This is a genomic window from Bacillus siamensis, assembly GCF_051628075.1.
Classification (GTDB): Bacteria; Bacillota; Bacilli; order Bacillales; family Bacillaceae; genus Bacillus; species Bacillus siamensis.
The window spans coordinates 1908912-1935097 of record NZ_CP155579.1; the positions used below are offsets into that span (position 1 = coordinate 1908912).

General features: G+C 47.0%; 15 protein-coding genes. 3 read left to right on the plus strand and 12 right to left on the minus strand.

All coding sequences use genetic code 11. The features are described from left to right. Window positions 1-42: 42 nt before the first annotated feature. From ABDB98_RS09365 to ABDB98_RS09420, 12 genes are all read right to left on the minus strand, one after another. Window positions 43-11988: an amino acid adenylation domain-containing protein gene (locus ABDB98_RS09365; protein ID WP_438422065.1), complete on the minus strand. Its 11946-nt coding sequence runs from the start codon at window positions 11986-11988 to the stop codon at window positions 43-45. A 19-nt stretch (window positions 11989-12007) separates the two neighbouring features. Next, complete coding sequence (gene fabD / locus ABDB98_RS09370) at window positions 12008-13210, minus strand: ACP S-malonyltransferase (RefSeq protein ID WP_438422066.1); 1203 nt, start codon at window positions 13208-13210, stop codon at window positions 12008-12010. Between the two features lie 616 nt (window positions 13211-13826). Further along, window positions 13827-14612: a 3-hydroxybutyrate dehydrogenase gene (locus ABDB98_RS09375; protein ID WP_438422067.1), complete on the minus strand. Its 786-nt coding sequence runs from the start codon at window positions 14610-14612 to the stop codon at window positions 13827-13829. A 12-nt stretch (window positions 14613-14624) separates the two neighbouring features. Continuing rightward, window positions 14625-15281: a 3-oxoacid CoA-transferase subunit B gene (locus tag ABDB98_RS09380; protein ID WP_438422068.1), complete on the minus strand. Its 657-nt coding sequence runs from the start codon at window positions 15279-15281 to the stop codon at window positions 14625-14627. A gap of 17 nt (window positions 15282-15298) precedes the next feature. Beyond that, window positions 15299-16000: a CoA transferase subunit A gene (locus tag ABDB98_RS09385; RefSeq protein WP_438422070.1), complete on the minus strand. Its 702-nt coding sequence runs from the start codon at window positions 15998-16000 to the stop codon at window positions 15299-15301. A gap of 24 nt (window positions 16001-16024) precedes the next feature. Continuing rightward, the gene (locus ABDB98_RS09390) at window positions 16025-17470 is read right to left on the minus strand and encodes a GntP family permease (protein WP_438422071.1); all 1446 of its coding nucleotides are present in this window, start codon (window positions 17468-17470) and stop codon (window positions 16025-16027) included. 312 nt (window positions 17471-17782) lie between these two features. Then, window positions 17783-18979 carry a cytochrome P450 gene (locus ABDB98_RS09395; RefSeq protein ID WP_438422072.1) on the minus strand — a complete coding sequence of 399 codons (1197 nt, stop codon included), beginning with the start codon at window positions 18977-18979 and terminating at the stop codon, window positions 17783-17785. Window position 18980: 1 nt separating this feature from the next. Then, window positions 18981-20000 (minus strand): biotin synthase BioB, encoded by a 1020-nt coding sequence (bioB, locus tag ABDB98_RS09400; RefSeq protein WP_438422073.1) that lies wholly within the window; start codon window positions 19998-20000, stop codon window positions 18981-18983. Window positions 20001-20002: 2 nt separating this feature from the next. After that, window positions 20003-20704 carry a dethiobiotin synthase gene (bioD, locus tag ABDB98_RS09405; protein WP_438422074.1) on the minus strand — a complete coding sequence of 234 codons (702 nt, stop codon included), beginning with the start codon at window positions 20702-20704 and terminating at the stop codon, window positions 20003-20005. After that, window positions 20701-21855 (minus strand): 8-amino-7-oxononanoate synthase, encoded by a 1155-nt coding sequence (gene bioF / locus ABDB98_RS09410; protein ID WP_438422075.1) that lies wholly within the window; start codon window positions 21853-21855, stop codon window positions 20701-20703. The genes bioD and bioF overlap by 4 nt, the downstream gene beginning before the upstream one ends. Continuing rightward, on the minus strand, window positions 21845-23191 hold the full coding sequence (gene bioA, locus ABDB98_RS09415) for an adenosylmethionine--8-amino-7-oxononanoate transaminase (RefSeq protein WP_438422076.1): 1347 nt from the start codon (window positions 23189-23191) through the stop codon (window positions 21845-21847). The genes bioF and bioA overlap by 11 nt, the downstream gene beginning before the upstream one ends. Beyond that, entirely contained in the window at window positions 23188-23958 is a 771-nt protein-coding gene (locus ABDB98_RS09420; protein ID WP_438422077.1) for a 6-carboxyhexanoate--CoA ligase, read from the minus strand. Before ABDB98_RS09420 ends, bioA begins: the two co-directional genes overlap by 4 nt. Before the next feature lie 238 nt (window positions 23959-24196). Between ABDB98_RS09420 and ABDB98_RS09425 the strand changes: the two genes are divergently transcribed. From ABDB98_RS09425 to ABDB98_RS09435, 3 genes are all read left to right on the plus strand, one after another. Next, window positions 24197-24604 carry a GtrA family protein gene (locus ABDB98_RS09425; RefSeq protein WP_438422079.1) on the plus strand — a complete coding sequence of 136 codons (408 nt, stop codon included), beginning with the start codon at window positions 24197-24199 and terminating at the stop codon, window positions 24602-24604. A gap of 6 nt (window positions 24605-24610) precedes the next feature. Then, complete coding sequence (gene galU / locus ABDB98_RS09430) at window positions 24611-25504, plus strand: UTP--glucose-1-phosphate uridylyltransferase GalU (protein ID WP_438422080.1); 894 nt, start codon at window positions 24611-24613, stop codon at window positions 25502-25504. Between the two features lie 74 nt (window positions 25505-25578). After that, window positions 25579-26169 carry a DedA family protein gene (locus ABDB98_RS09435; protein WP_438422081.1) on the plus strand — a complete coding sequence of 197 codons (591 nt, stop codon included), beginning with the start codon at window positions 25579-25581 and terminating at the stop codon, window positions 26167-26169. Window positions 26170-26186: the final 17 nt, after the last annotated feature.

The following is a 26186-nucleotide window of genomic DNA, read 5'->3' on the forward strand; positions in this document are numbered from 1 at the left end:
GAGCACCTCATTTTATATAATTTAAAGAAATAATGCTTTTCCCTAAAAGTTCAATTGAATAGAATCAAGCGCGTTCTCTTCTTCCTCAATACTTCCGCTCAATCCGATTTGATCGATCAGAATGTCCGGCTGTTCCAGAATCGCTGATAGGATGTGTAAATAGTCGTTTGATAGAATCTCGATTCTGCTTTTCTTAAACAGTTTTTTCGAATATTCAAACAGCCCGTGATAGTTGTCGTGATCCGTTTGAATCGACAAGGTCAAATCGAACTTGGCAACCGGATGATGAAATGGATATGGCTTGAGCTGCAGGGAATCAAATGTCAATTCAGCCTGGTCGAGATTTTGCAGCACAAACATCGTATCGAATAAAGGGTTGCGGCTTGCATCCTTCGGAAGATGTAAATGCTGTATCAATTCTTCCAACGGATAGTCTTGATTTTTATAGGCGTTCAGCATGTTTTCTTTTACTTCGTTTAAGTAGGCATCAAATGTTTTACGGCCCGCCGGGTGATTGCGAATGACTAACGTATTGACGAACATTCCCACAACGGACTCCACATCCAAATGAGTCCGCCCGGCAGACGGCGTTCCTACGATAATATCTTCTTGTCCGCTGTATTTAGATAAAAGAATCGTATAGGCTGCCAATAAAATCATATACAGTGTTGCGCCTGTTTCTTCTTCCATTTGTCTTAAACGCTGTTTCAAGTGTTCCGGTATAAGAAATTCAAATGATTCGCCTTCGTAATCGCGTATGGCAGGTCTCTCATAATCCGCAGGCATATCCAGTACGGGAATGTCATCGTGAAACTGATCCAGCCAATACGCTTCCTGGCTCTTGATGTTCCGTCTCTGAATGTCTGATTGCTGCCAAACCGCATAATCTTTATATTGAACTGAAAGCGGGTCCGGTTGGCTCCCTGCGTAGAGCCGGCTCAGATCGTTCATCATAATATTGACGGACACGCCGTCAGAAATGATATGATGCATATCAACCACAAGCACATGCCGCAAAGGTTCAATTTCAATTAATCCCGCTCGCATCAGAGGCGGTTTGGCTAAATCAAACGCTTGGATGAATTCAAGCACACGGTCTTCCGCTTCTTCTTCGCTTGCTTGAATTTGTTCTATTGTAAAGTCGACGCTCTGATGAATTCGCTGTGCCGGCTCCCCTTCATATAATTCAAAGCTGGTCCGCAACGCTTCATGGCGCTCGATTAATTTTTGGAAAGCGTCGTTTAACCGGTCGGGATCAACTTCTCCTTCCACGCTCATGGCACCCGTCATATTGTAAGTCAGCTCGCCGCCTTCTGCGTGACTTAACAAATACATCCGTCTCTGAGCTGAAGAAACGGGATAATAGGACATTTCCTTTGCGGCCGGGATCGGTATATATTGATTTTTGTCCATGTGTAACGTCTTTTCAGCCAATTGTTCAATGGTAGGAAACTTGAATATATCTTTTAGAGACAGATTAACATCCAGCTCTTTTTGAATTCTGGCGGCTAAGGCCGCTGCACGAATGGAGTTCCCTCCGAGATCAAAGAAATGATGTTTAATCCCCGCCCGGCTTATTCCGAGCACTTCCTGCCATAAATCTGCGAGTTTGGACTCCGTCTCATTGCCCGGCGGAACATATTCAGCTGTCTGCTGCAGACTCGCTTCTGGCGCGGGCAGTGCCTTACGGTTTATTTTCCCGTTGGACGTTAACGGCATATCGTCCAGGCGGACAAAATAGGACGGAACCATGTAGTCCGGAAGCTCGGTTGACAATTGTTCCCTAAGCTGCGCCGCCGCTATAGGTTTGTCGCTTACGTAATACGCACACAATTGGTTTAAGCCGTCTTCTTCTTCTTTCACTGTAACCGCGGCTTTTTGCACCGCTTCCGCGTTATGCATCGCCGCTTCGATTTCACCAAGCTCGATTCGGTGGCCCCTGATTTTGACTTGTTCATCAACGCGCCCAATATATACAAGATTTCCATCCTTCAATCGTTTAGCCAAATCCCCTGTTTTGTACATCTTCGCTCCCGGGACATACGGGTTTTCAACAAATTTCTCTGCCGTTAAATCCGGGCGGTTCCAATACCCTCTGGCCACACCCGGTCCGCTGATATACATTTCGCCGATTACCCCGATCGGAACCAGACTTCTGCTTGCATCGGCCACATAAATATCCGTATTGGCTGCCGGTGTGCCGATCGGTACAAATTCCCGCTTGTCCCGTTTTGCGTCGAAGTGATAAATCATACATCCGACGACAGCTTCCGTCGGTCCGTATTCATTGAAAATGTCCAGCCGTCCTTTAAACTGCTCGCTGACACTTTTGGCCAGACGGGTGCTTAAATTTTCTCCGCCCACAATCATTTTCCGTATGGCGGTGCCGCCTGCTATATTCATCTCCTTGATGACGTGCAAATGTGCCGGTGTCAATTTGATCATGTCTATTCTTGTGTCCCTTATAATTTCAGAAAGCACGGCGCTTTTGTCCTCTCCATCGAAGACAATGATGGTATTTCCAGTAGCCAGCGGTGTAAATATCGAGGTCACCGTCAGGTCGAAAGAGATGGAAGAGTATAATGGGAAGTTGGTTTTCTCACCTTTTACATAAACCTCTTTCGCCCACCAAATATAATTACTCAATCCCTGATGCTCAATGAGTACACCTTTCGGATTTCCCGTAGAACCCGACGTATAGATCATGTAGGCCAAATCATGTGTATTGCTTTCCAATTCAAGATTCGAGCGGTCCTCATGATATGAACTTTCCTCATCTAAAAGCACAACATCACCATCATACGGTAATTGATCTTGCAGGCTCTGCAGTGTTAACACAACCTCCGCCCTTGAATCGCTCAGCATATATTGGATTCGATCTTCCGGATATTCAGGGTCAATAGGCACGTATGCGCCGCCGGATTTCAGAACTGCCAAAATTCCAACAATCAGCTCAAAGCAATGCGGAGAAAGGATGGCAACGAATTGATCCGCTTGTACGCCTTTTATCCGTAACGTCCGCGCCAATTGGTTCGCCCGTTCATTGAGCTGTCTGTACGTATACTGCTCATTGCCCAAAATAACGGCTGGATGATCGGGCCGCTGTGCCGCCTGCATTTCAAACCATCGGGTTACTGTTTCGTTATGCGGATATGGCGTCTTTGTGTCATTACACTCGGTCAGCAATTGATGCTGTTCGGTTTCAGACAGCATAGGAACGGAAGACAGCGTCATCTCCGGCTGCTCCACAAGGCTGTTTAATATGCTGATATAGTGTCTGGTGATCTGTTCAATGGTGTCTTTTTCAAACTGTCCCGGTTTAAAATCAAAATGCATCTCGATCTGTTGTCCGGCATCTTCGACCGTCAGCATCAAATCATATAAAGAGACTCCGGGATTTCGCTCTTTCACCTTAAACGTACATTCATCGTGCCGGATTTCATGAAACTCAATATTTTGAAACACAAACATCGTATTAAACAGCGATTTTCGCGTTGTTTCCCGCTGCACATTTAATTTCTCCACAAGCTTGTCGAATGGATAGTCTTGGTTTTCGAAAGCGTCAAGCGTCTGTTGCTTTACTTCTTCCAGGTAATCCGAGAACTTTCGATTGGCGTGCGGCTTCGTTCGGATTCCGAGGGTTTGTATGAAAATACCGATGATCTTTTCAATATCCGGATGATTTCTTCCTGAAGCAGGCGTACCTACGACAATATCTTCTTGGCCCGTATATTTATGAAGCAGCACTTTGTAGGCGGCCATCATCACCGTATAGAGAGTCGTTCCCGCTGTTTGTGCCAGATCTTGCAGCGAACGGATGACATCCGGCTGTAAAGAGCACGTCACGCGCTGTCCCTCAGAAGACTGCTCCGCCGCTTTTGAGCCGTCTGTCGGCAATTGAAGGACCGGGATTTCGTCTGGAAATTGTTCCAGCCAATATGTCTCCTGCCGCTTCATGGCATCCTCATTCAGCCATTGGTTTTGCCATTCGGCGAAATCTTTATATTCAAATTCAATATCCGGTAGCGGTTTTTGATGATATAAAGCCAGCAATTCATTTGTAAGGATGTTGACGGAATAACCGTCCGAAATGATATGGTGCATATCGATGAGCAGTTCGGCCTGCTCGTTTTCAATCTTGATCAGCTCCGCACGAACTAACGGAGCTTGGTCCAAGCGGAACGGTTTTACAAATCGGTCTGAATAGGCGTCAAATTCGTCCCGGCTCATCGTCCGGACATGAACGTTAAAATCAACTTCGTTATCAAGTTTTTGGACGATTTCACCATCTATAATGTCAAAATATGTGCGAAACGCTTCATGCCGCTCTATGACTTGCCGAAGGGAAGAAATCAGAGCCTGCTCATCGTACTTCCCTGTTATTGATATTTGCCCGAACATATTTTGAGCCAGCTGATCGGGCTCCATTTGGTGGAGGAAATAGACTCTTTGCTGCGCCGGCGATGTCGGGTAATACGCTTTTTTCTCAGCAGCCTTGATCGGGAGGTGCATGACTTTCGTTTCGTTCTGAATGAAACGTGCTAATTCCTTAACAGTCTGGTGATTGAAAAATTGTCCGATAGAAACCTTTTGATCAAATGTCTTTTGAACTTTGGAAAGCATAAGCGTCGCTTGGAGCGAGTTCCCCCCCAGATCCAGGAAGCGATCTGATCTGCCAATCCGCTCAAGGCCGAAAAGCCCCTCCCAAATCTGCGCCAGCTGCCGCTCCGTTTCATTTGCCGGCGCCTCGTAGGCATCAGCAAGGTTTTCCGTATTGCTTACGATTGAGGAGACCCGCTTTTGGTGTTCGGCGTACAGTTCTTGTAAATCATTTTGTTCTTCATCGGAAAACATCACCAGGGCGTTAAGAGGGACTGAATCCCCTTCAACCATCTTTTGCAGCAATGTCGTAAAGCCCGCTCCCCACTTTTTCATGACTTCCGGACTGACGACATTCGTATTAAAATCAAAATCAAGAACGTATTCTTGATCGACATCCGTTACGTTAAGAAACAGATCGTATGAAATGCATTTCATAGGGTAAGCAACGAGCTCAGCTTCTGCCTTTCCGAAGTGAAGCTTTCGAAAAGGCCTGTCCAAATTAAAAATAATACGCATATCCGGCACATGATTGTGCGGAAGTTCTCTGGCCGCCAGTGTCATCGGAACGGCTTGATGGCGCATTGCTTGATTCACGTTTTCTCTCATCCGGTCCAGATAGCCGGATAAAGTGGTTTCTGAAGAAGCCGTGTTTTTTACCGGAATCATATTGACGCAATTTCCAATCAGATCATGCTGTTTCATATGGGATTGACCGGCTGTCGGCATCCCGATTACAAGGCCCGTCTGTTTGGTAAGCTGGTGCAGAAAAAGGTGAAATGCACCAAGCATCGTTACAAATACGCTATTTTTCATCCGAATGCTCAAAGACTTTAAGGCCTCGCTTAAAGGCCGCCCAAGCCGGACGGTACACCGGTCTCCTTCGTATCCGTTCTGATGGCGGGCAGAAGCGGCGCCCGGCAGGACTGCCTGCTGTATCGGTTCAGAAAAATGATGCCGCCAATACCGGACTCCTTCTTCATAATGGCCGCTGTCAATTTGCGCCTGCTGCCAGTCTAAATATTGGCGAAATGAAGCAGCGGCCTCTTTTAGCGGAAACGGTTTTCCTTGTACGATTGCCGCGTAGCTGCTCTCCAGTTCTTGAACAAAAACGGCGATTGACCATCCATCGGCAATGATATGATGGAACGTGAGCACAATCAGGTGTTCATTGTGGGCCGATGTAAGCACATGGATTCTAAACAAAGGCTTTTGTTCTTGGAAGTGAAACGGCCGTTTGGCATCTTCTGTCAGCCATTTCTGAATTTCTGTTTCCCGCTGCTCTTCCGGGTGGCCGGTAAAATCAATGACAGGTATTTCTATATTCATCCGTTCCTGCACTTGCTGTACTTCGTCATCGGGATGAATCACCGTACGTAAAGCTTCATGACGGTCGACGATATGCCGGACGGCTTGTTTTAATGGTGTATGCTGCAGTTCGCCCTTTACTTTCAGCATAATGGACTGGTTTAAAGCTGCAGAAGCTTCATTCCCATAATGGGATGCCATGACCAATTGTTTTTGTTCATCTGAAAGCTCGTACGCCCCGGGTTTGTTATGGCCGCCGTCATCAGGAGAATCCGGGCCTTCCGGAATAAATCCGCCTCGGCGAAGATCCTTCACCGTGTCTTTAACAGCTTGAATGATATGTTCAATATCATCCGCGGTATGCGCCGTGGATAGGAAGCAGTTGCGTCCTTCCCACACATAGACCCCTTTATAATTGAGATGGTAAAAGAACAAGTCGTTATCAAGCGATGAGACAAACCGGAATAAAGAACCGAATTGAACCATGCGGATAGGCACTTGCGATTGTTCAAAGAAGCGATTTAGCCGATCAACCAGGGAGGCTGTTTTTTGATTCAGCTGTTCATATAGGTGTTCTCCCTCGGTTTGTAAATGGCGAAGCACGGCTAATGACATTCTCATGGTAAGCGGGTGAGTATTGAAGGTGCCGGCCACAAACGTGCGTTTCGCCTCATCTTGCGGATAGGAATCGTCCCCATACTGCCAGGTTCCCCCGTCGATCGCATTCATGAACTCAGCTTTTCCGGCAACTATCCCTAACGGCTGTCCCCCGCCGATGATTTTTCCGTAAGTCACTAAATCAGCCTGAATACCGAACCATTCCTGGGCGCCGCCAAGACCGATCCGAAACCCGGTAATAATTTCATCGATAATCAAAGCTGTTCCGGATTGCTGCGTGATCGCCCGCAATTCTTTCAAAAATGCCCGCGGCTGCAAATCAGGCCTGCGGCTTTGTACCGGTTCAACCAGTACGGCTGCCAATTCATCACCGAGGCTGCGAATCACATCGAGCGAATCGGGATTGTTGTAATGTAAAATAATCAAATCATCCATAAAGCTCTGCAGTATCCCCGGAGCCAGCGGGTTCGCAGACGAGGCTCCGCCTTTTGTGCCGGCAAGCCCTAATACCCCGTCAAACGTACCGTGATAAGACCCCGAGAAGGCCACAACTTTCTTTCTTCCTGTTGCCGCCCGCGCTAAACGAAGGGCAACCATGACAGCCTCTGTTCCGGAATTATAGAAAGCGACCCTTTCCACCCCAGTGCATGTGCGGATCCGGTCGGCAACTTCTCCTGCGACATCCGACATCGGGCCGAGCGGAGGCAATGATGAACGGACTGAATCATCGATAACCTGTGTAATAAAGGAAGGATGATGCCCGAAAAGGTTAACTCCGAATCCCATGGTGATATCAATGTATTCGTTGCCGTCAATATCCCACATTTTGGAACCGTCAGAACGTTCGGCAATAATCGGGTACACGATTTCCTTCCAATATGAACGGAAGCTGGACAAGTTGCGGTTATTTGCATGAGCAAATCGGGTTTTGTCCGTATACTGTTTGGAACCTTTCGTTTTATCTGCATATTTCACGATAAAATCTTCTAAATATTGTTTTTGCCGTGCGGTATAGTGTCCCTGTTCATGCAGGTTCTGAGGCTGGAAAGGAACATAGGGTTTCGCTTCTTGAGCCGTTTTCTTTTCTGCAGTGACGGCCGGAGGCCCCTGCTTGACAGAAGGAATTGATTTCTCTTGTGCTTTATCGTGTTCTTTCACATCGGAATGATAACCGCCGTTTTTCAGCAAGTTAAAGCTATTTAACTGAGCTTGCAAGGTGTCCTGGATTAATTGATTTTGTGAAGCGATTATTTTTTCGAGCATATGTCCTTGGTGATCTTCTCTGTGACTAGATTCAGGCTGTGCTTCTGGAATGACCAGTGTTTCCTGCGCCGGAACATTCTCTTGAGCCGAAGCGGATGCAAAGGACGATGGAGCGGTCTCAGACAAGTAATCGATGACACTTTGAAGGTTGTTCATCGTATCAAAAAAACGATCCATCGGGATGTCTACCCCAAATTCGTCCGCGATGGCTTTTTTGACCTGTGACAGCATGATGGAATCCATTCCGAGCCCGATAAAATGAGCGTTCAGATCAAGCTCATCCGCTTTAATTCCCGAAGCATTGCTGATGACAGTTTTCAGGAAGGATTCAATGTGCGCCTTCGTTTGATCCATATTCAATGCCGCTTCTCCTTTCTCTTGGCCCTCGTTTAGGCGCAATTGGTCAGCTTCAGCCCAGCAGCGGTTCCGTTCAAACGGATACAGGGGCAATGGCGTTTTTTGTACGGTTTCACCGGCGTAAATGGCGCTCCAGTCTATAACGGCTCCCTGCACAAATAATTCGGCGGCGCGATTCAGCCATGTGATCCGTTCATCATGTGTACGTATAAGCTGCTCCATCAGAGCGGCTGCTTGTTTATTCAGCTCTTCTTTATGAGCAGGCAGCATTTCCTTCAAGTTCTGATAACCAACGTATACTCCGGGAAGATGTCTGTCTCCCTGGATTACGGAAGTCAGCTTGTCACATAATTCCTGCTTACTGAATACAATCATGGCAATACCATGATCCAAATGAGCTCTGCCCGTGCCGGCTGTATAGCAAATGGACTTCAATGAAGGGCTGTCATCTGCTACATATTGGCGGTACTGCTGTGCAAGTTCATAGAGTGCATTTTCAGTATGAGCGGATAAAACAAATAGGTGCGGCTCATTTTCATTTTCGGGTGCATCCTCATTTTGAGAAGTATATTCCTCCAATACCACATGAGCGTTCGTTCCGCTAAAACCGAACGAGCTGATTCCCCCTCGCAGCGGCTCATCACCCGATGTGAACTCCGCAGCTTCCTGATTTACATAAAACGGTGAAGAGTGAAAATGAATGAGCGGATTAGGTTCATTAAAGTGCGCTAAAGGCGGGTTTTTCTTATGATTCAGCATGAGGACCGATTTGATCAGTCCGACGATGCCAGCTGCTTCAAACAAATGACCGATGTTCGATTTAACAGAACCAATCGCGCAAAATTGTTTTTTTGCCGTATACTTTTCAAACGCTTTACAAAGCCCGTTAAATTCAACCGGATCGCCGAGCTTGGTTCCGGTGCCATGTGCTTCGATGAAAGACAGCGTTTCAGGATCAATGCCCGCGTCTTTCCAGGCCGTCTCAATGACCTCAGTCTGAGCTGCCGGATTCGGTGCGGTAATCCCGGCGGTCGTTCCGTCTTGATTTATCGCGCTTCCTTTAATTACGCCGTAAATATGGTCTCCGTCGCGAACCGCATCCTGCAAAGGTTTTAACAGGACAGCCGCCGCGCCTTCACCTGTGCCCGTGCCGTCTGAATCTTTGCTGAACGTTTTCGTGTACCCGTCCGAAGATTCCATATCAAGCCCGATACGGATCGGCAAGAGCGATGTCCGGATACCGCCGGCAAGTGCCATGTCACAATCGCCGGAAATTAAAGATTTGCATGCCATATGAACGGCGGCAAGCGATGAGGAGCATGCCGTATCCACTGTGACCGCCGGCCCTTTTAAATTTAAGAAATAAGCGATCCGGCTGGCTAACACGGAAGGAAGATTGCCTACAATATATTGATGAAGCTCCTCCGGATAATTCGCAGAAAGGAGACGTTCATAATCGTAGCCTACCTTCGAGTACCCCGCATATACCCCGACACGGCTCCCGTTCATGCTGCCGCCGGCATAGCCCGCATCTTCAATCGCATGCCATGCAGACTGCAAAAACAGTCTTTGATTGGGGTCCATAAACTGAGCCGTTTTAGGAGCTAAACCGAAGAACGAGTAATCAAAGCGGTCGATTTCATCTAAATAGCCGCCCTTCACAAACTGATTCTCATTGAATTCGCTTTGGATGGACTTTAAATAATCCGCCGCATCTTTCAGCCGGGATGCAGGGTATTCCCGAATGCTGTGCTCACCTTTTTCAAGCAGATTCCAAAAATCACTTTTAGTTGATGCTCCCGGGACATTGAGCGACATCCCGATAATGGCGATATCTTTCGGTGTCACATGGCTTGGTTTCGCTGTCACGTCCTGCTTGATTTCAGCACGGCTTTCAGACAGATATGCCGCCAAATCAGTAATAGAAGGATACGTAAAGAGGTCGGAAACGGCAAGCTCGCGTCCAAATCTCTGTTCTATACGCTCGGCAGCCTGCGATAACTGTAATGAATTTGCGCCCATATCAAAATAACTGTCAGTGAGGTGAACCTTTTTCCCATCGAGCACATCGGAAAAGATAGACAGTAATTCCGTTTCGATTTCATGAATGGGAGTCTGTCCGGTTCTTTCCGGGCTGCTCTCCAAACATTCATTGATGGCGGCAGACTCTGCTGAAAAATTCCCTGCTTCATACTGTCTGGCCAGTTCATAGCGCTTAACCTTCCCGCTCGTCGTTTTTGGCAGCTTTTTGATCGGAAGGACTTCTTTTATGCTCCAGCCGCCCCGCTGGTATAAATGCTTTTTGATCTCTTTGACAAGCGGCGCGAATTTTTCAGGTGATTTTTTGTAAACAACAAAGAGCACGATCTCTCCGCTTCGCGTCTTTTGGTCATATACACCGCAGGCGGCAACCCTTCCTAAGTCAACCTCTTCCATTTCAATCGCGACCCGCTCAATATCGTGAGGATAGACATTTTTTCCGTTCACGAAAATAATGTCTTTTTCTCTTCCGGTTACGACTAAGTTGCCACTTTCACTAATGAATCCGAGGTCTCCCGTTTTTACCCAGCCGTCAGAAGTCAGCGCTTTTTCCGTACTCTCGGGGTTGTTATAATACCCTTGCGTCACATTGTCTCCTTTGATCTGGATATGGCCGATGATTCCGTCTTCTGCTCTTTCATTTGCTCCATCGGAGATCCGAAGCTGACAATAGTCAATAGGTTGTCCCACTTCGACGAATGAAGCGCAATGTTGATCCTCTTTGCTGACTTTTACAGCTCTTTCACCAAGATTTAAATAGTCACGATGCAAATAAACGGGAACGAATTCTTTACCTGTTTTAGAAAACGCTGCGCCAACCGAAGCTTCCGCTAAACCGTAAACATTCAAAATGGCAGATCTTTTCAGATTGAATGCTGCGCATCTAGTCAAAAATTCGTCACAGAGCTCCGGCAATATCGGTTCTGCACCGTTTGCGATAACTTTGATATGGGATAAATCCCAGTCTGGTTCGTTTTTCAGAAATTTAAGGAAGTAGTTGTACCCGAAATTAGGAGAGGATAGAATACTGGCTTTATGTTCATGAGCTTTTTTCATCCAAAGAATAGGTCTGCGAATAAATAATTCTGTAGGCATTAGATTTTGATTGATTCCGGTTATGAAGGGAACAAGGTGGCAGGCGATGAGCCCCATATCATGCGTTAAAGGCATCCATGATAAGAAAGAGTCTTTCGAATGAATGGCTAGGGCAGTCCCAATGGCGCACGTGTTATGTATTAAGTTGTGATGCGTTAACATGACTCCTTTTGGATCTCCTGTCGATCCGGAAGAAAATTGGATAAAAGCCAGTTCATCCGCATCAGGTTCATAAAACGAAGCGGGGTAATTGTAGGTTTGATCTTGAATGATGTCAGATTTTTCGTTTAATTGATGATGGAAATCCTGTAAATCGTGTTCTGCAGCGTATTTCTTTATTTTGTCCAATACTTTTTCAGAGGCAATCAGAAACGGATGATTTAATATATTCCAAATGCGCCACACCTTCAGCTTATGGTCATCATCTTCTCCGATACTGACCGGTACCGGGATCATTCCTCCTAATATACAAGCCCAAAAAGCAACGACAAATGATTTGTTTTCTTGGATTTGAAATACAATTTCCTGCTTCGGCTTAATGCCGATATGCTGTAAATAGCCAAGATACCCTTTCGCTTCATCAAACAATTGGCGGTAAGAGACAACTGTCTCTTTTTTATCGGATTCGATAAAACGGATCCCGCGATCAGATATGCTGCTTCTTTCCCGAATGACATCTACTAAGGTTTGGAATTGACTGGTATACATAGGTCCCCTCCTGGGCGCTTTATTTTAAAATCCGCAATTCTTCCCATGCCGGAAGCTGTTTAGCCTCGCAAATTAATTTGCATAAATGGATCGAATGTTCGAGCTCTTGTTCTGAGAGCTCATTTTCATGTCTTTCCATTCTCTCTTTCAGCTCTTGGATTTGCATAAATAATGGCGTCGTCATATTGGAATAAGCCGCTGAATCCTCGTTGTAATTTCGCGCAATGACGGATTGAATCATCAATTTATTCAGTTGTTTTTTGCGTAAACGGACAATATGCTTCTTTCTTTCCGCTGAATTGGAAAGCAGCTGAACATCAGATGTCTGTCCTAAGGGATAAGGTGCAATGTGATTCGTTGTTTTTCTCAGCAGACCGGTTAAGACATTGTTCGGACCCATTTCGATGACTTCTGTGACTCCTTGTAAAAGCAAGTAATGCATTGATTCCGCCCATCTTACCGGCATCGTCATGTGCTGCTTGAGATGTTCGATGATCGCATTTCCGCTGCTGTAAGGGCGTGCGGTGACGTTTGAAATGATCGGCCATGCGGCATCCCGGAAGGAATACTGGTGTAATGCACTCTGGAATTGTTCGGATGCCGATCTTATCATTGAACTGTGAAAAGGTGCACTTACATTTAAATAAGTGTATGCCGCCCCCTTTTCCTCCGCCATCCTGATGACACGTTCCACAGCTTGCCGGTGTCCGGAAATCACATGCTGCCGGTCTGAATTCATGCAGGCTACACCTGCCGGAAAGTCTTCCGTCGACACTTTCGCACACATTTCTTGCAATGTTTGAAGAGAGAGCCGGGTCACAGCAGCCATCGTCCCCTGCTGCTGAGGATCCGCATTTTGCATAAGAATTCCCCGCTGCCTTACAAGTGTAACGGCATCATGAAAAGAAAGGGCGCCGGCACAGACAAGCGCTGAATATTCGCCTAAGCTATGGCCTGCAAGGAAGCGGGGCTTAACCCCTATTTCTTGCATATACACTTGAAACGCAATCACACTGACCGTTAAAATAGCGGGCTGCGCATTCATTGTTTTTGTTAATTCATTCATATCACCGTTAAAACACAGCTTTTTTATATCCAAGGAGATCGCGTCGCCCGCTTCTTCAAATAATCTTTTTGCGACCGCAAAATCGTTCCAAAATTGTTTGCCCATTCCTACAAATTGAGACCCTTGTCCAGGAAATAAAAAGGCAAGATTGTTCATGAGATTCCTCCGATCATATTGAACAAAAATACAATATCCTACAAATTATCCCTTTATCTAACATCCTAGCATGATTACAACAAATGTGTATAGAATACTTTCGGAGGAGTTATTGTTCGATTTTACAAACGAATTAGATATATTTATTCATAAAATAAAACATGGGGGTTTCACCCAAAATCAGTCTTAAAGAGAGGTGATAAGAGCCGGCCTGAAAGCCTGTTACCGACTCTTCTTCACTCAGGGTGCGCCCTTGATGCTTCATATTTTTTGGGTATATCGGCATAATTGTGTCAGAAATTACATCTTTTCTGTTTATTGTAAAAGTTCATTTGTATATCTGTGAAGGATTGTAAACTGGTTGTGCAGGAATCGAATTGGAAGAGGAAAATCTGCAAGTGAAATGCGGCGCAGAACATACGGATGATCTGCTCCGATCCCGATTGATGCATTCTCAATCGATTGAATTCCGGCTGTATTTTTTTTACATTGCTTTGTAACCTTCCGTCAGCATTCACCATCTTGCTTATCAAGAACCCCTTTTTATTTTGCACTCCTTATTTGGACAGAAAAAAACAGCCGCTTTAGAACGGCTGTTTTTTCATGGGTATCAGAACTATTGAGCGGTATACCCGCCGTCCATAACGACGGCCTGACCGGTGACGCCTTTTGCTTTGTCGCTGGCCAAAAATACGGCGTAATCCGCAATTTCCTTCACTGACAGCAGCCGTTTTTGGGGAACGAGCGGAAAGATGACGTCCTCCAGCACCCGTTCGTACGGTACATTCCTTGTTGCGGAAATATCCTTTAACTGATTGCGGACAAGCTGAGTGTCCACATATCCTGGGCAAAGCGCATTGACGGTAATGCCGTCAGCCGCGCCTTCAAGTGCGCCGACTTTCGTTAAGCCGATGACGCCATGCTTGGCGCTGTTATATGCCGCTTTTCCGTAAAAACCGATTAGTCCGTTGACAGACGCCATATTGATGATCCGTCCGAACTGCTGTTTTTTCATGACGGGGAATGCATGTTTCATGGTGAGAAATGGTCCAGTCAGCATGACACGGATGAGCCTTTCAAACTGTTCCGCGGGAAATTCCTCGATGGGCGCGATATGCTGAATGCCCGCGTTATTTACGAGAATATCGAGCCGGTCGAATTCCGTCACGGCTGTTTGAATCATATCGGCCGTTTGTTTTTCATCTGTTACATCACACGTGATGCTGATGGCATGGGCGCCTTCTCCGCTGAGTTTTGCAGCAGCTTCTTTTCCCGCCTGTTCATTAACATCCGCTATGAGAACGGAGGCTCCTTCACGGGTGAATTCTTGAGCGATTTCAAATCCGATTCCTCTGGCTGCCCCTGTCACTACAGCTGTTTTGTGTTTCAGCATTGAATGCATGGTGATACCTCCTTATTTCCGCCCGGACGTTAATGCTTCACTGACAGTAAAATGACCTTCTGTTTTCTCAAAGACCTCCTCTATTGTTACACCTTCCTGCAATTCGGTCAGTGTCATACGGCCTTGGCGGAAATCGAATACCGCCAAATCTGTGATCAGCCGATCGACGACCTGCCTGCCGGTTAAAGGCAGCGTACATTCCGATTTCACTTTGGACTCTCCATATTTATTCACATGCTCCATGATGACAACGATCCGTTTTGCTCCGTGAACCAAGTCCATGGCGCCGCCCATTCCTTTAATCATTTTTCCGGGGATCATCCAGTTCGCCAAATCTCCCCGTTCGGACACTTCCATGCCGCCGAGGATGGCGACATCAATGTGACCCCCGCGAATCATAGCAAACGATTCGGCACTGTCAAAATACGAGGCTCCTTTGACTTCGGTAATGGTTTCTTTCCCGGCGTTAATAAGATCTGGGTCCTCCGTTCCGGCAAGGGGATAAGGGCCGATTCCGAGCAAGCCGTTTTCCGACTGAAGCATCACATTGTAATGATCCGGGATTTCATTGGCGACAAGCGTCGGCATGCCTATCCCCAAATTCACATTCATTCCGTCCTTAATTTCCTTTACTGCCCGTGCGATCATTCGTTTTCTGCCATCTTTCATGAGATCAGCTCCCTTCTTCATGCTTCCCGGACGGTGCGGCGTTCAATCCGTTTTTCATGTGTCGTGCTTTTGAGCACATGCTGGACAAAGATACCCGGTGTATGAATGTGATCCGGATCAAGCTCTCCGATATCGACGATTTCTTCAGCCTCTGCAATCGTCACTTTGCCTGCCATGGCAGCGAGCGGATTGAAGTTTCTCGCCGTCTTTCTGAAAACCAGGTTGCCCAGAGGATCAGCTTTCCAGGCCTTTACGATGGCGGCGTTCCCTGTAATTCCTTTCTCCAGAAGATAGGTGCGTCCTTCAAATGTCTTCTGTTCTTTTCCTTCGGCTACTGATGTTCCGACGCCCGCAGATGTATAAAAACCCGGGATGCCCGCCCCTCCCGCGCGAATTCGTTCTGCGAGCGTTCCTTGAGGAACCAATTCGACTTCCAGCTCCCCGCTTAAAAACTGCCGTTCAAAGGTTTTGTTTTCTCCCACATAGGATGCGACCATTTTTTTGATCTGCCGATTTGCAAGCAAGAGGCCCAGTCCCCAGTCATCAACACCGCAGTTATTACTGACAACGGTCAGGTTTTTCACGCCGCTGTCCCTGATCGCGAGAATTAATTGTTCCGGAATGCCGCACAGGCCGAATCCTCCTGCGATGAGGGTGTCTCCGTCTTTGATCAGTTCAGCAGCTTCTTTAAACGAATCCATGATTTTCCCTTTTCCCATATTCGCTTCCCCTTTCTGTTTTGGCTACACAAGGCCCGTCAGACTGTAAATACCGATGATGACAAACACAGCGGCTGTTTTAATGACGGTAATAGCAAAGATATCTCTGTAGGATTGGCGGTGAGTCAACCCGGTGACCGCGAGCAGCGTAATGACGGCGCCATTATGCGGAAGAGTGTCCATCCCGCCGGAGGCCATCGAGATCACCCGGTGCATGACCTCCGGCGGGATGTGAAATGTATGGATTGCTTCTGTATACGCTGCGGACATCGTACTTAAAGCGATGCCCATTCCTCCTGAGGCCGACCCTGTAATCCCGGCAAGCGCAGTGGTCGTCACCGCTCCATTGACAAGCGGATCAGTAAACGTCTGTGATATACCGCTGCTGACCGCTTTGAAGCCGGGAAGCGCTGCAATGATGCCGCCAAATCCGTATTCGGCTCCTGTATTCATTGACGCTAGCAAGGCGCCCCCGATGCCCTCATTCAGTCCTTCCTTCAAATTGAAGAGCACTTTTTTCCAATCGAACAAAATCGTTGTCATGATACCGATGAACAGTGCGAGCTCTACTGACCAGATCGCAGTGACGGAAGAAAGATCAATCTTTCCGAACGCTTCTAAGCCGAGCGGCGCAAAATCAAATCCGTCGGGATACCAATGCGGGAGCCACATCGTGAAGCATTTGTTCAATACCCCGACAACGATAAGCGGCATAAAGGCGAGCACTTGCCGCGCGGTACTGAGTTCTGCCTCCTGCGGTAAATCAGGCATGTTTTTTTCATAAGCCAAACCTGAGGATTCCTTTGCAGCGGAAACTTCAGACGGAAACCCAGCATAGCCTTCTCCTGCATCGGCCGCTTTCTTGCGCCGGAATTCTAAATAAAGCATCCCGGCCGTAAGCACAAATGCTGCACCAATCAATCCGAGCCAGGGAGCGGCATAAATGTTTGTTTTAAAAAATGCTGTCGGAATGACATTTTGAATTTGCGGTGTGCCGGGAAGCGCATCCATTGTAAATGTAAAAGCGCCCAATGCAATCGTTCCGGGTATCAGACGTTTGGGAATATCAGCTTTCATAAATAGGTTTTTAGCAAACGGATAGACGGCAAACACCGCTACGAAGAGACTGACGCCGCTGTACGTTAAAATCGAACCCATTAAGACGATGGCGAGAATGGCTCTTTTTGCTCCCACAAGCCTGACGATTGTTTTTGCGATCGACTCGGCGAGCCCGGATATTTCAACAACCTTGCCAAAAACAGCCCCCAAAAGAAATACGGGAAAATACAGCTTAATAAAGCCAGCCATCTTCTCCATAAATATATTCGAGAAGAAAGGAAGTACGAAGCTCGGATCTGTCAGAAGCACAGCAAACAGCGCGCAAATCGGGGCAAATAAAATGACTGAAAAGCCTCGATAAGCCGCAAACATCAGCAAGCATAATGCCAATAAAATAATGATAATGTCCACAAATCCCCCTCTTTTCTGCTTCATGATAGCAAACGCTTACAAATTGATTCGAAGGAAGAAAATGCAACGACCATGCCAAGCTTACATCATGCTTCGTTTTTTCGAAAAAAGACGAATGAATTCTGGACAATTGGAAGTTTCCGTTTTGGCGGAAAGAAAAGGAAGCCCTTGTTACGTTATATTGAATGGCTGAGCGGTGAGTTTTTTTGGATATGAGAGAGAGGGTTTTTGCTTTATAAATATGTATTCTTTTTTCTTTCATTTATTTCCTGCAAGAGGAACCGGAAAAATCCAGCCCTCCTGCATGGTCATTCAGCCGACGATAACCGGAAGCTCTGTGAGCGATCTAAAACCAATGAGCTTGCGGTATTCAAGCTTAGGTGCGGCCAGCCGAAGCTTAGGCAACCGCTCTAACAGCGCTAGAATGGCTATTTGTGCTTCAATGCGCGCTAATCGTGAACCCACGCAAAAATGGGCATTCTTTCCGAATGCAAGATGCGGATTCGGTTTTCTTTCAATGTCCATTTTGTGAGGCTGATCGAATATGCTTGGATCACGATTGGCTGCACCTAAAAGGATATATACCTGCTCTCCTTTTTTTATGATCTTTCCATTTATTTCGCAGTCTTCTGAAGCGGTGCGGGCCGTCAGCTGTGTAGGGCTGTCGTAACGCAAACATTCCTCGACTGCAGTTTCAATAAGCGAGGGGTTTTCTCTCAGTGCGCTAAGCTGTTCAGGGTGTTTCAATAAAGTATACACACCGTTGCTTATGAGGTTTACCGTCGTCTCGTGTCCGGCTATGATAAGTAATACACATGTCGCGAGTACTTCGTCTTTTGAAAGCTGTTCCTCCATAATAAACCTGCTGATTAAGTCTTCCTTGGGATGCGTTTCCCGCTTGTGAATCAAATCTCTGAAATATGACGTCATCCTGCCTTGGGTGTCGCTTGCTCTGACTAACGTTTTTCTTGACCGGGTAAAATCAATGGCCTGAATGACGTCTGCTGTCCATTGTCTGAATTGATATCTCTCCTCTTTCGGCACTCCGAGTATCTTCGCAATGATGAGGCTTGCCAATGGAAAGGCAAACTCTGAAACAAGGTCTGCGGTTTTTTTGTTTTGCACTTGATCCAATAAGTCATGCACCGTTTCTTTTATACAGGGGCGGAGTGATTCCGCCGTCTTTGCGGTGAATTCTTTCCCTATAACCATCCGCATCCGCTTATGGTCTGATTGATTTTTAAATAACAGCATATCATGCTGGATATGCGATAGATTTTGATATTTCGTTGATGTTTCCGGAAGAGGAACGCGGTTTTTAAACCGGGTGTCTTTCAGAATCGCTTCCGCCTCTTTATACCCGGTGACATACCAGCCCGGATATTTTAATACGGTTCCTTTATAAACAGGATCAATGGATCGCAGTTTGTCATAAAACGGGTAAGGGTCATTCCAAAAATCTGAATCCGCCTGGAGGGACGGATGTGAAATTGATACGCCCGCCGTCATCTTATACCTCCGTTTTGCAGGCGGATTGTAAGCCGGCTTTCATTTCTTCGACGGATTCAACTTCAAAACCTAGATCATGGAGCATTTGATGATCCTCTGTTTCATGCTGTCCTGAGGTTGTTAAGTAATCGCCGACGAATATAGAGTTTGCCGCGTACAGGCCGAGCGGCTGCAGCGAACGCAGGTTGACTTCCCGGCCTCCTGAGATACGGATTTCTTTTGCCGGATTGATAAAACGGAACAAGGCGAGCACTTTCAGGCAGTACACCGGACTTAATTCGCTTACTCCTTCTAACGGAGTTCCGTCAATCGCATGCAGAAAATTAACCGGGATGCTGTCGGCATCAAGCGCTTTCAAGCTGTTCGCCATATCAATGACGTCCTGTTTCGTCTCTTTCATGCCGACGATGACACCCGAACAAGGTGACATCCCCGATTGTTTCGCCATTTGTACGGTATTGACCCTGTCGTCATACGTGTGTGAGGTCGTAATGTTTGCGTGATTCCTTTGTGACGTATTGATGTTATGATTGTACCGGTCGACTCCTGCCTGTTTCAGCCGCTCCGCCTGTTCCGACTTCAACAGACCGAGGCATGCGCAGATTTTTAAACCGTACGTTTCTTTAATTTCTTTGACAGCATCAACCACTTGGTCTACCTCTCTGTTTGACGGTCCCCGGCCGCTGGCGACGATGCAGTATGTTCCGATATTCAGGTCATGGGCGCGTTTTGCCCCTTTAAGCAATATATGCTTATCCACCATCCGATAAGACTCGATCGGCGCTTTTGATATTGCAGATTGTGAACAGTACCCGCAATTTTCGGGACACAGGCCTGACTTTGCATTCATAATCATATTCAGCTTTACCTTTTTTCCGTAAAATCGTTTTCTGATATGAAAAGCGGCATGCATCAGCAATAAAAGATCCTCATCAGGGCAATTTAAAATGGCAAGCGCTTCCTGGTTCGTTACTTCCGCCCCGTCCAGCACTCTCTCTGCAAGATCCATCCATTGATTCATGTTTATCTCCCCATTTGTGTCAGATTCATGAAAGAGGAAACATCTACATGTTTCTCAATCATGTGTTGAATGTTTTCTGCTGAAACGTAATCCAGCTTCGGTGTCATTCCCAAAATCGGAACTTTGCATAATCTTTCAATCATGCTCGGGTTTGTCTTTTCGTCCAGCCCCGGCCGGCTTTTTACGCCGTTGATAATGATGCCGAGAACCTCTATCCCCATGTTTTTCGCATATTCAACGGTTAAATATGTGTGGTTGATGGTTCCGAGATCAGGCCTGGCCACAATCACTGCCGGCAATTCCAAGGCCTTTATCAGATCACTGACTAAATAATTTTCACCAAGCGGAACGGAAATGCCGCCTGCCCCTTCGACGATGAAACACTCATGACGATTTTTGATCTTTCTCCAGTGGGCCGTGACCTCCTCCATGCTCACGGATTTTCCTTCAAGCATGGCGGCCGTGTACGGTGCAAGCGGCTCTTTCCATTCAAATGGCGTAATCTCTTCATGAGACAGTGCGGTTTGTGAGATGTTTTTCAACAGCGAGGTGTCACTGTCCGGATGAGTCCGCGGCACCCCGCTTAAAAACGGCTTAAACACTCCGACATCCGCACGTTTCTGCCTGAATGCCGCGGCTAGTCCGCAAGAGACGATAGTTTTTCCGACGCCCGTATCTGTTCCCGTGACAAAAAAACTTCTCATTTGTTTATATTCAGCTCTTTTCTAATGGAATCAAATGCTTCTGTCAGCTCGTCTATGTCCTGTAAGCTGCGATCCGCCGTGATGGTCAGCCTGATTCTGCTTTCACCGTCAGGAACGGATGGCGGGCGGATGGCCGGGGCGCAGATTCCCTTTTTCTCCAGCAGTGCAGCAATTGAAACCGCTGTTTTTGCATCACCGATGATGACGGCAATGATTGGTGTATCTCCGCCTCTTACGGTAAAACCCATATCGGTCAGACGGGTTTTGATCGTTTTGACAGACGACAGCAGCTCACGGCGCGTATCGTTCATATCTGATATGATGTCAAATGCCGTATGGGAAGCCGCACAAATTGACGGCGGAAGGGCCGTCTGAAAAATAAACGTCCGCGCATGATTCAGCAAAAAATCAATGAAAATGTTTGACCCCGCGGCAAAACCTCCTTCCGTTCCGACCGCTTTACTTAACGTGCCGATGACAACATCAGGACAAACACCAAAATAGTCACTGGTTCCCCCGCCGTTTTCCCCGAGCACACCGGTTGCATGCGCGTCATCTGCTATCACAAATGCCTGATACTGCTTTGCAAGCGCCATTATGCGGTCAAGAGGCGCAATGGTGCCGTCCATGCTGAAGACGCCGTCCGTGACGATAAAGCGGCGGTTCCTGGACTGAACGGAGGCAAGTTTTTCCTCAAGATCAGCCATATCAATATGGCGGTACACGATGGTTTCCGCTTTCGATAAACGGCATCCGTCAACAATGCTCGCATGGTTCAATTGATCGCTTAAAATGACATCGCCTTTTTGCGGCAGTGAAGCAAGCACGCCCATATTTGCCAAGTAACCGCTGGAAAACAATAAAGCAGCTTCCGTCTGTTTAAAATCCGCGATTGTTTGTTCAAGCGTTTCATGCCAAAAAGTATTTCCTGTCGTTAACCGGGAACCGCTGCTTCCCGCTCCGAAGCAGCTTAGCGCCGTTTGCGCAGCTGTGATCAGCCGTTCATCTTTTGACAGGCCTAAATAGTCATTGGATGCCCAGATCGTTTCCCTCTTGTTTTTGAGAGCGGTTTCCTGTTTCCGCAGCGTCCGATACAGCCCGTCTCTTTTCACCGCATCGAGCCTTTCGAAGAGCCATCCGTCAAAATCCACGGCCGGTCACCTCGGCTATCGATTCTTTCATAATGGAGATCATGGCTTTTAACTGATCAGTCGTGCTGGCGAGCGGCGGAAGAAAGGCGATGACGTCTCCGAGCGGCCTCGTCAGCATACCGAGCTCTCTCATTTTCAAAGACACCTTATATCCAACACGCTTTTCAGGCGGATAAGGCTGTTTTGTCCCCTTATCCTGCACGAGCTCTATGCCGCACATGAAACCGAGCTGGCGGACATCGCCGACATGAGGAAGCTGCTTCAGATCATGAAGAAGCATCGCTGCCGTTTTTGATTTTTCGGCAACTTGTTCAACGATGCGCTCTGATTCAAATAAACGAAGATTTTCAATTGCCGCGGCACAGCCCAGCTGATTTCCTGTATAGGAGTGGCCGTGGAAAAATGTTTTCATATTTTCATAGTCGTCATAAAAAGCTTCATAAATCGCTTCTGCGGCAAACGTCACGGCGATCGGCAAATAGCCTCCCGTAATTCCTTTCCCTGCGGCCATCAAGTCCGGCTGGACATTTTCATGCTCACAGGCAAACATTTTTCCAGTGCGGCCGAACCCTGTCGCCACTTCGTCAACGATCATTAACACATCATATGCCGTACACAGCTTTCGTACGCCTGCCAGAAAGCCTTCAGGCATGACGATCATGCCGGATGCGCCTTGCACCATCGATTCAATCGTAAGTGCGGCAATCTCTTCGTGATGCTTTGCAAGCAGCTGTTCGAGCGCGTTCAGACATTCATCCCGGCACTGTACGGGGTCCCCGCTTTCAGATCTGTATACGTAAGGAATCGGCGCTTTGTAGCTTTCAAACATCAGCGGGCCGTATACATGGTGAAAGAGTTCAATAGAACCGACGCTGACGGCTCCGATCGTATCGCCGTGATAGCCGTTCTGCATCGAAATAAATGTCTGCTTTTTGGGTCTCCCTATGTTTTTCCAGTATTGAAAGGCCATTTTCAGAGCAATTTCCATTGCTTCGGCTCCGCTGTCAGAGTAAAAAACACGTGTCAGATTTTCAGGTGCAATGCCCATCAGCATCTCGGCAAGTTCTGTTGCGGGAACATTTGTCATGCCCAGCAAGGTCGAATGAGCGATTTTTTTAAGCTGTTTTTGAATCGCCTCATCCATTTCTTTTTTGCGGTGGCCGTGTACATTGAGCCATACTGAGGAAAAGCCGTCATAGTATTCTTTGCCGCTTGTGTCTTTCAGCATGATTCCGTTTCCGCTTTCAATGATTAACGGATCTTCATCGTAATCTTTCATTTGTGTGAAAGGCAGCCAAAGATGCTTTTTGCTTTTTTCAATCATTGATTGTTTCATATGTTCCCCTCCCGCTGAATGAATACAGGCTGTTTCTCTAAAAAATGGATACAGCTCTGTGTATCTGTGATTCCATCTGAAAAGAAAATCCGGCAGCCGCATTCATCGCCGTCATTCTTCATCTTGGTAATCCGCTGATAGCCCAGCTTTTTTGCGGCAACGTAGCCCGTTATGTAATCAGGGTCATCTGACCAGCACACTTCAGCTATGATTCCCGGATGCGCGCAAACCTTTGCCGCGATGGCATGTGCTTCTTTGATTCGTGAATTTTCCGGCATGTTGTGCTCAAAAGCCCATTTTTGAAAATCGTGTGTCGGCCAATCCACTCGGGATACCCGCACACCTCTTTCCCTTCTGCCGTCAATACGTTTTCCTGTCCGGATGTCAAACAGGACCGCTCCTCTTGCTTCTCCATATTCCGCGATGCTTTGATAGGCTTTCTCTATCATGCGCGGAGGAATTCCTGCTTTTTGCAAAAGCGTCCGGGCGATTGCTTGTCCTTTCTCTGCCGTATCTGTTTGATGTACAGTAATCGGCAAAGGGCGGATGGTTTTGATCGGTTCATTGACGCTTTCAAGCTGGATCTGCATGAAATCAGGTGTCCCTCTTGAATGCGAGAAGCCTTTATGTAATAAGCCATTCACCGCTTCCTGTATTCCGCTGTAAGTGATAAGCCGTTCTCCGCCGGAAATGTGTTTCCCGCCCTGTTCATGAGGGGCGTTTCGGGAAGCTCTCATTCTGACGCTGTAATAGGTTTCTTCCTCCAATCCTTTCCCCTCCTTTCTCTTACCTTGAAAGACAATGTTAACCAAAATAATTAAAGGTTAACACTTATACAGAATATTAGTGCCCCTCTCGAAATATGTCAACCTAAACTATCAATATGTTAACTTAACATTTTCATGTTTTGTTCATATTTTAGTCATTGTTTTTTCAACGCTGTCCGCTAAAGTAATCGATATCATGACAGCCATCTGTATCTTATTATGAGAGGAGGTCACCGTTATGCTGAAAGGAAAAATAAAGACGTTAGGCCGTTTCTGCACGGTCGGGGCCGGAAATACGCTGATCGATTTTGGTGTTTTCTTTCTGCTTACCGCCTGCCATGTCCCTTATCTTTTTGCACAGATCTGCTCCTATTCGGCTGGAATGATCAACAGCTATGTGTGGAACCGGAATTGGACGTTTCGTGTAAAGCGCAAGGCTGACGGGAAAGAGATCGTGCGCTTTCTCATCATTAATCTTGCTGCGTCGGGGATCACCTTTTTGCTGCTATACGCGTTTCAAAAAAGCGGCTGTTCGCTTTTAGTGAGTAAGCTCGCCGCCACTATTGGCGCAATGATGATGAATTTTATCGGAAACCGAATCTGGGTATTCGGAGATTCGCTGAAAAACATACAGGATCAGGAGTGAAGATGAATGAGAAAAAAAGTGAGAAAAGCGGTCATTCCCGCAGCGGGTTTAGGAACGAGATTTCTGCCGGCGACAAAGGCGCAGCCGAAAGAAATGCTGCCGATCGTGGACAAACCGGCAATCCAATATATCGTAGAAGAGGCCGCCGAGTCAGGGATTGAAGATATTCTGATTATTACAGGGAGAAACAAGCGCTCGATTGAAGATCCTTTTGACCGGTCGGCGGAATTGGAATTCAATCTGCGGGAAAAAGGCAAGACGGAGATGCTGAAGGAAATGCAGCAGATTGCCGAATTGGCCAATATTCATTACATCCGCCAAAAAGAGCCGCTCGGCTTAGGCCATGCGGTGCTGTGTGCGGAGCATTTTATCGGTGAAGAGCCTTTTGCCGTTCTCCTAGGTGATGATATTATGGTATCTGACACTCCCGCGCTCTCGCAGCTCATAGACGTCTATAACCAACACGGCACAGAAACGATCGGCGTACAGCCCGTCGATCCCGCCGATGTCAGCAAATATGGTATTATACAGACAGGGCGGCACAACGGTCATGTGTACCAGGTTGAGGATCTGATTGAAAAGCCGGCTATTGAAAAGGCGCCCTCTCATATCGCCGTGATGGGCCGTTACATATTAACCCCTGCCATTTTTAAAGCGCTGAAGACGATCGGAAGAGGCTCGGGCAACGAAATCCAATTGACAGACGCACTGCGCGAAGTATGCCGCACCCAAAGTATCTACGCGCGGGAGCTCGAAGGAAGACGGTTTGATATAGGCGACAAGCTCGGCTGTTTTAAGGCCGGCACGGAGATCGGGCTGCTGCGGAAGGAAATGAGACCGAAACTCTTAGCTTATTTAGAAGAGGTATTAAAAAGAGAATCTGAAGAAAACGTGCGTTAAAAAATAATTTGTAACCATTTTGCTTGTCAATCAGTCATATAATTGGGTAAAAAGATAAAGAGGTTGTGAACAGTGTGGGCAATTTTATTAGTGAAATATTATCCTGGCTGACAAGTATGGGCTATTTAGGGATTGCGCTCGGATTAATGATCGAAATCATTCCGAGTGAAATCGTTTTGGCCTATGGAGGCTATATGGTGTCAGAAGGCACGATCAGTTTTATCGGCGCCGTTATCGCCGGCGTGATCGGGGGAACGATCGCGCAGTGCTTTATTTACTGGATCGCCCGTTATGGGGGGCGGCCGTTTTTGGACAAGTACGGCAAGTACTTACTGCTGAAAAAGCATCATATTGATGTTGCCGAAAACTGGTTTCGCCGTTACGGCGCGGGCGTAGTATTCTCGGCCCGGTTTATCCCGGTCGTCAGACACGCGATTTCCATCCCGGCCGGCCTCGCGAAAATGCCGCTTTCTAAGTTTGTCACCTTGACGACGCTTGCGATTATTCCGTGGTCTGTCATTTTCGTTTATCTCGGGTATCAGCTCGGCGGACAGTGGAAAGATGTAGACAGCTATGCCGGAATGTATACGACTCCGATCATTATATTGGCTCTTGTATTTATTGTTGTTTATTTTGTCGTGAAAAAGATGAGATCAAGACTATGAAAAAAAGACTGCATAGA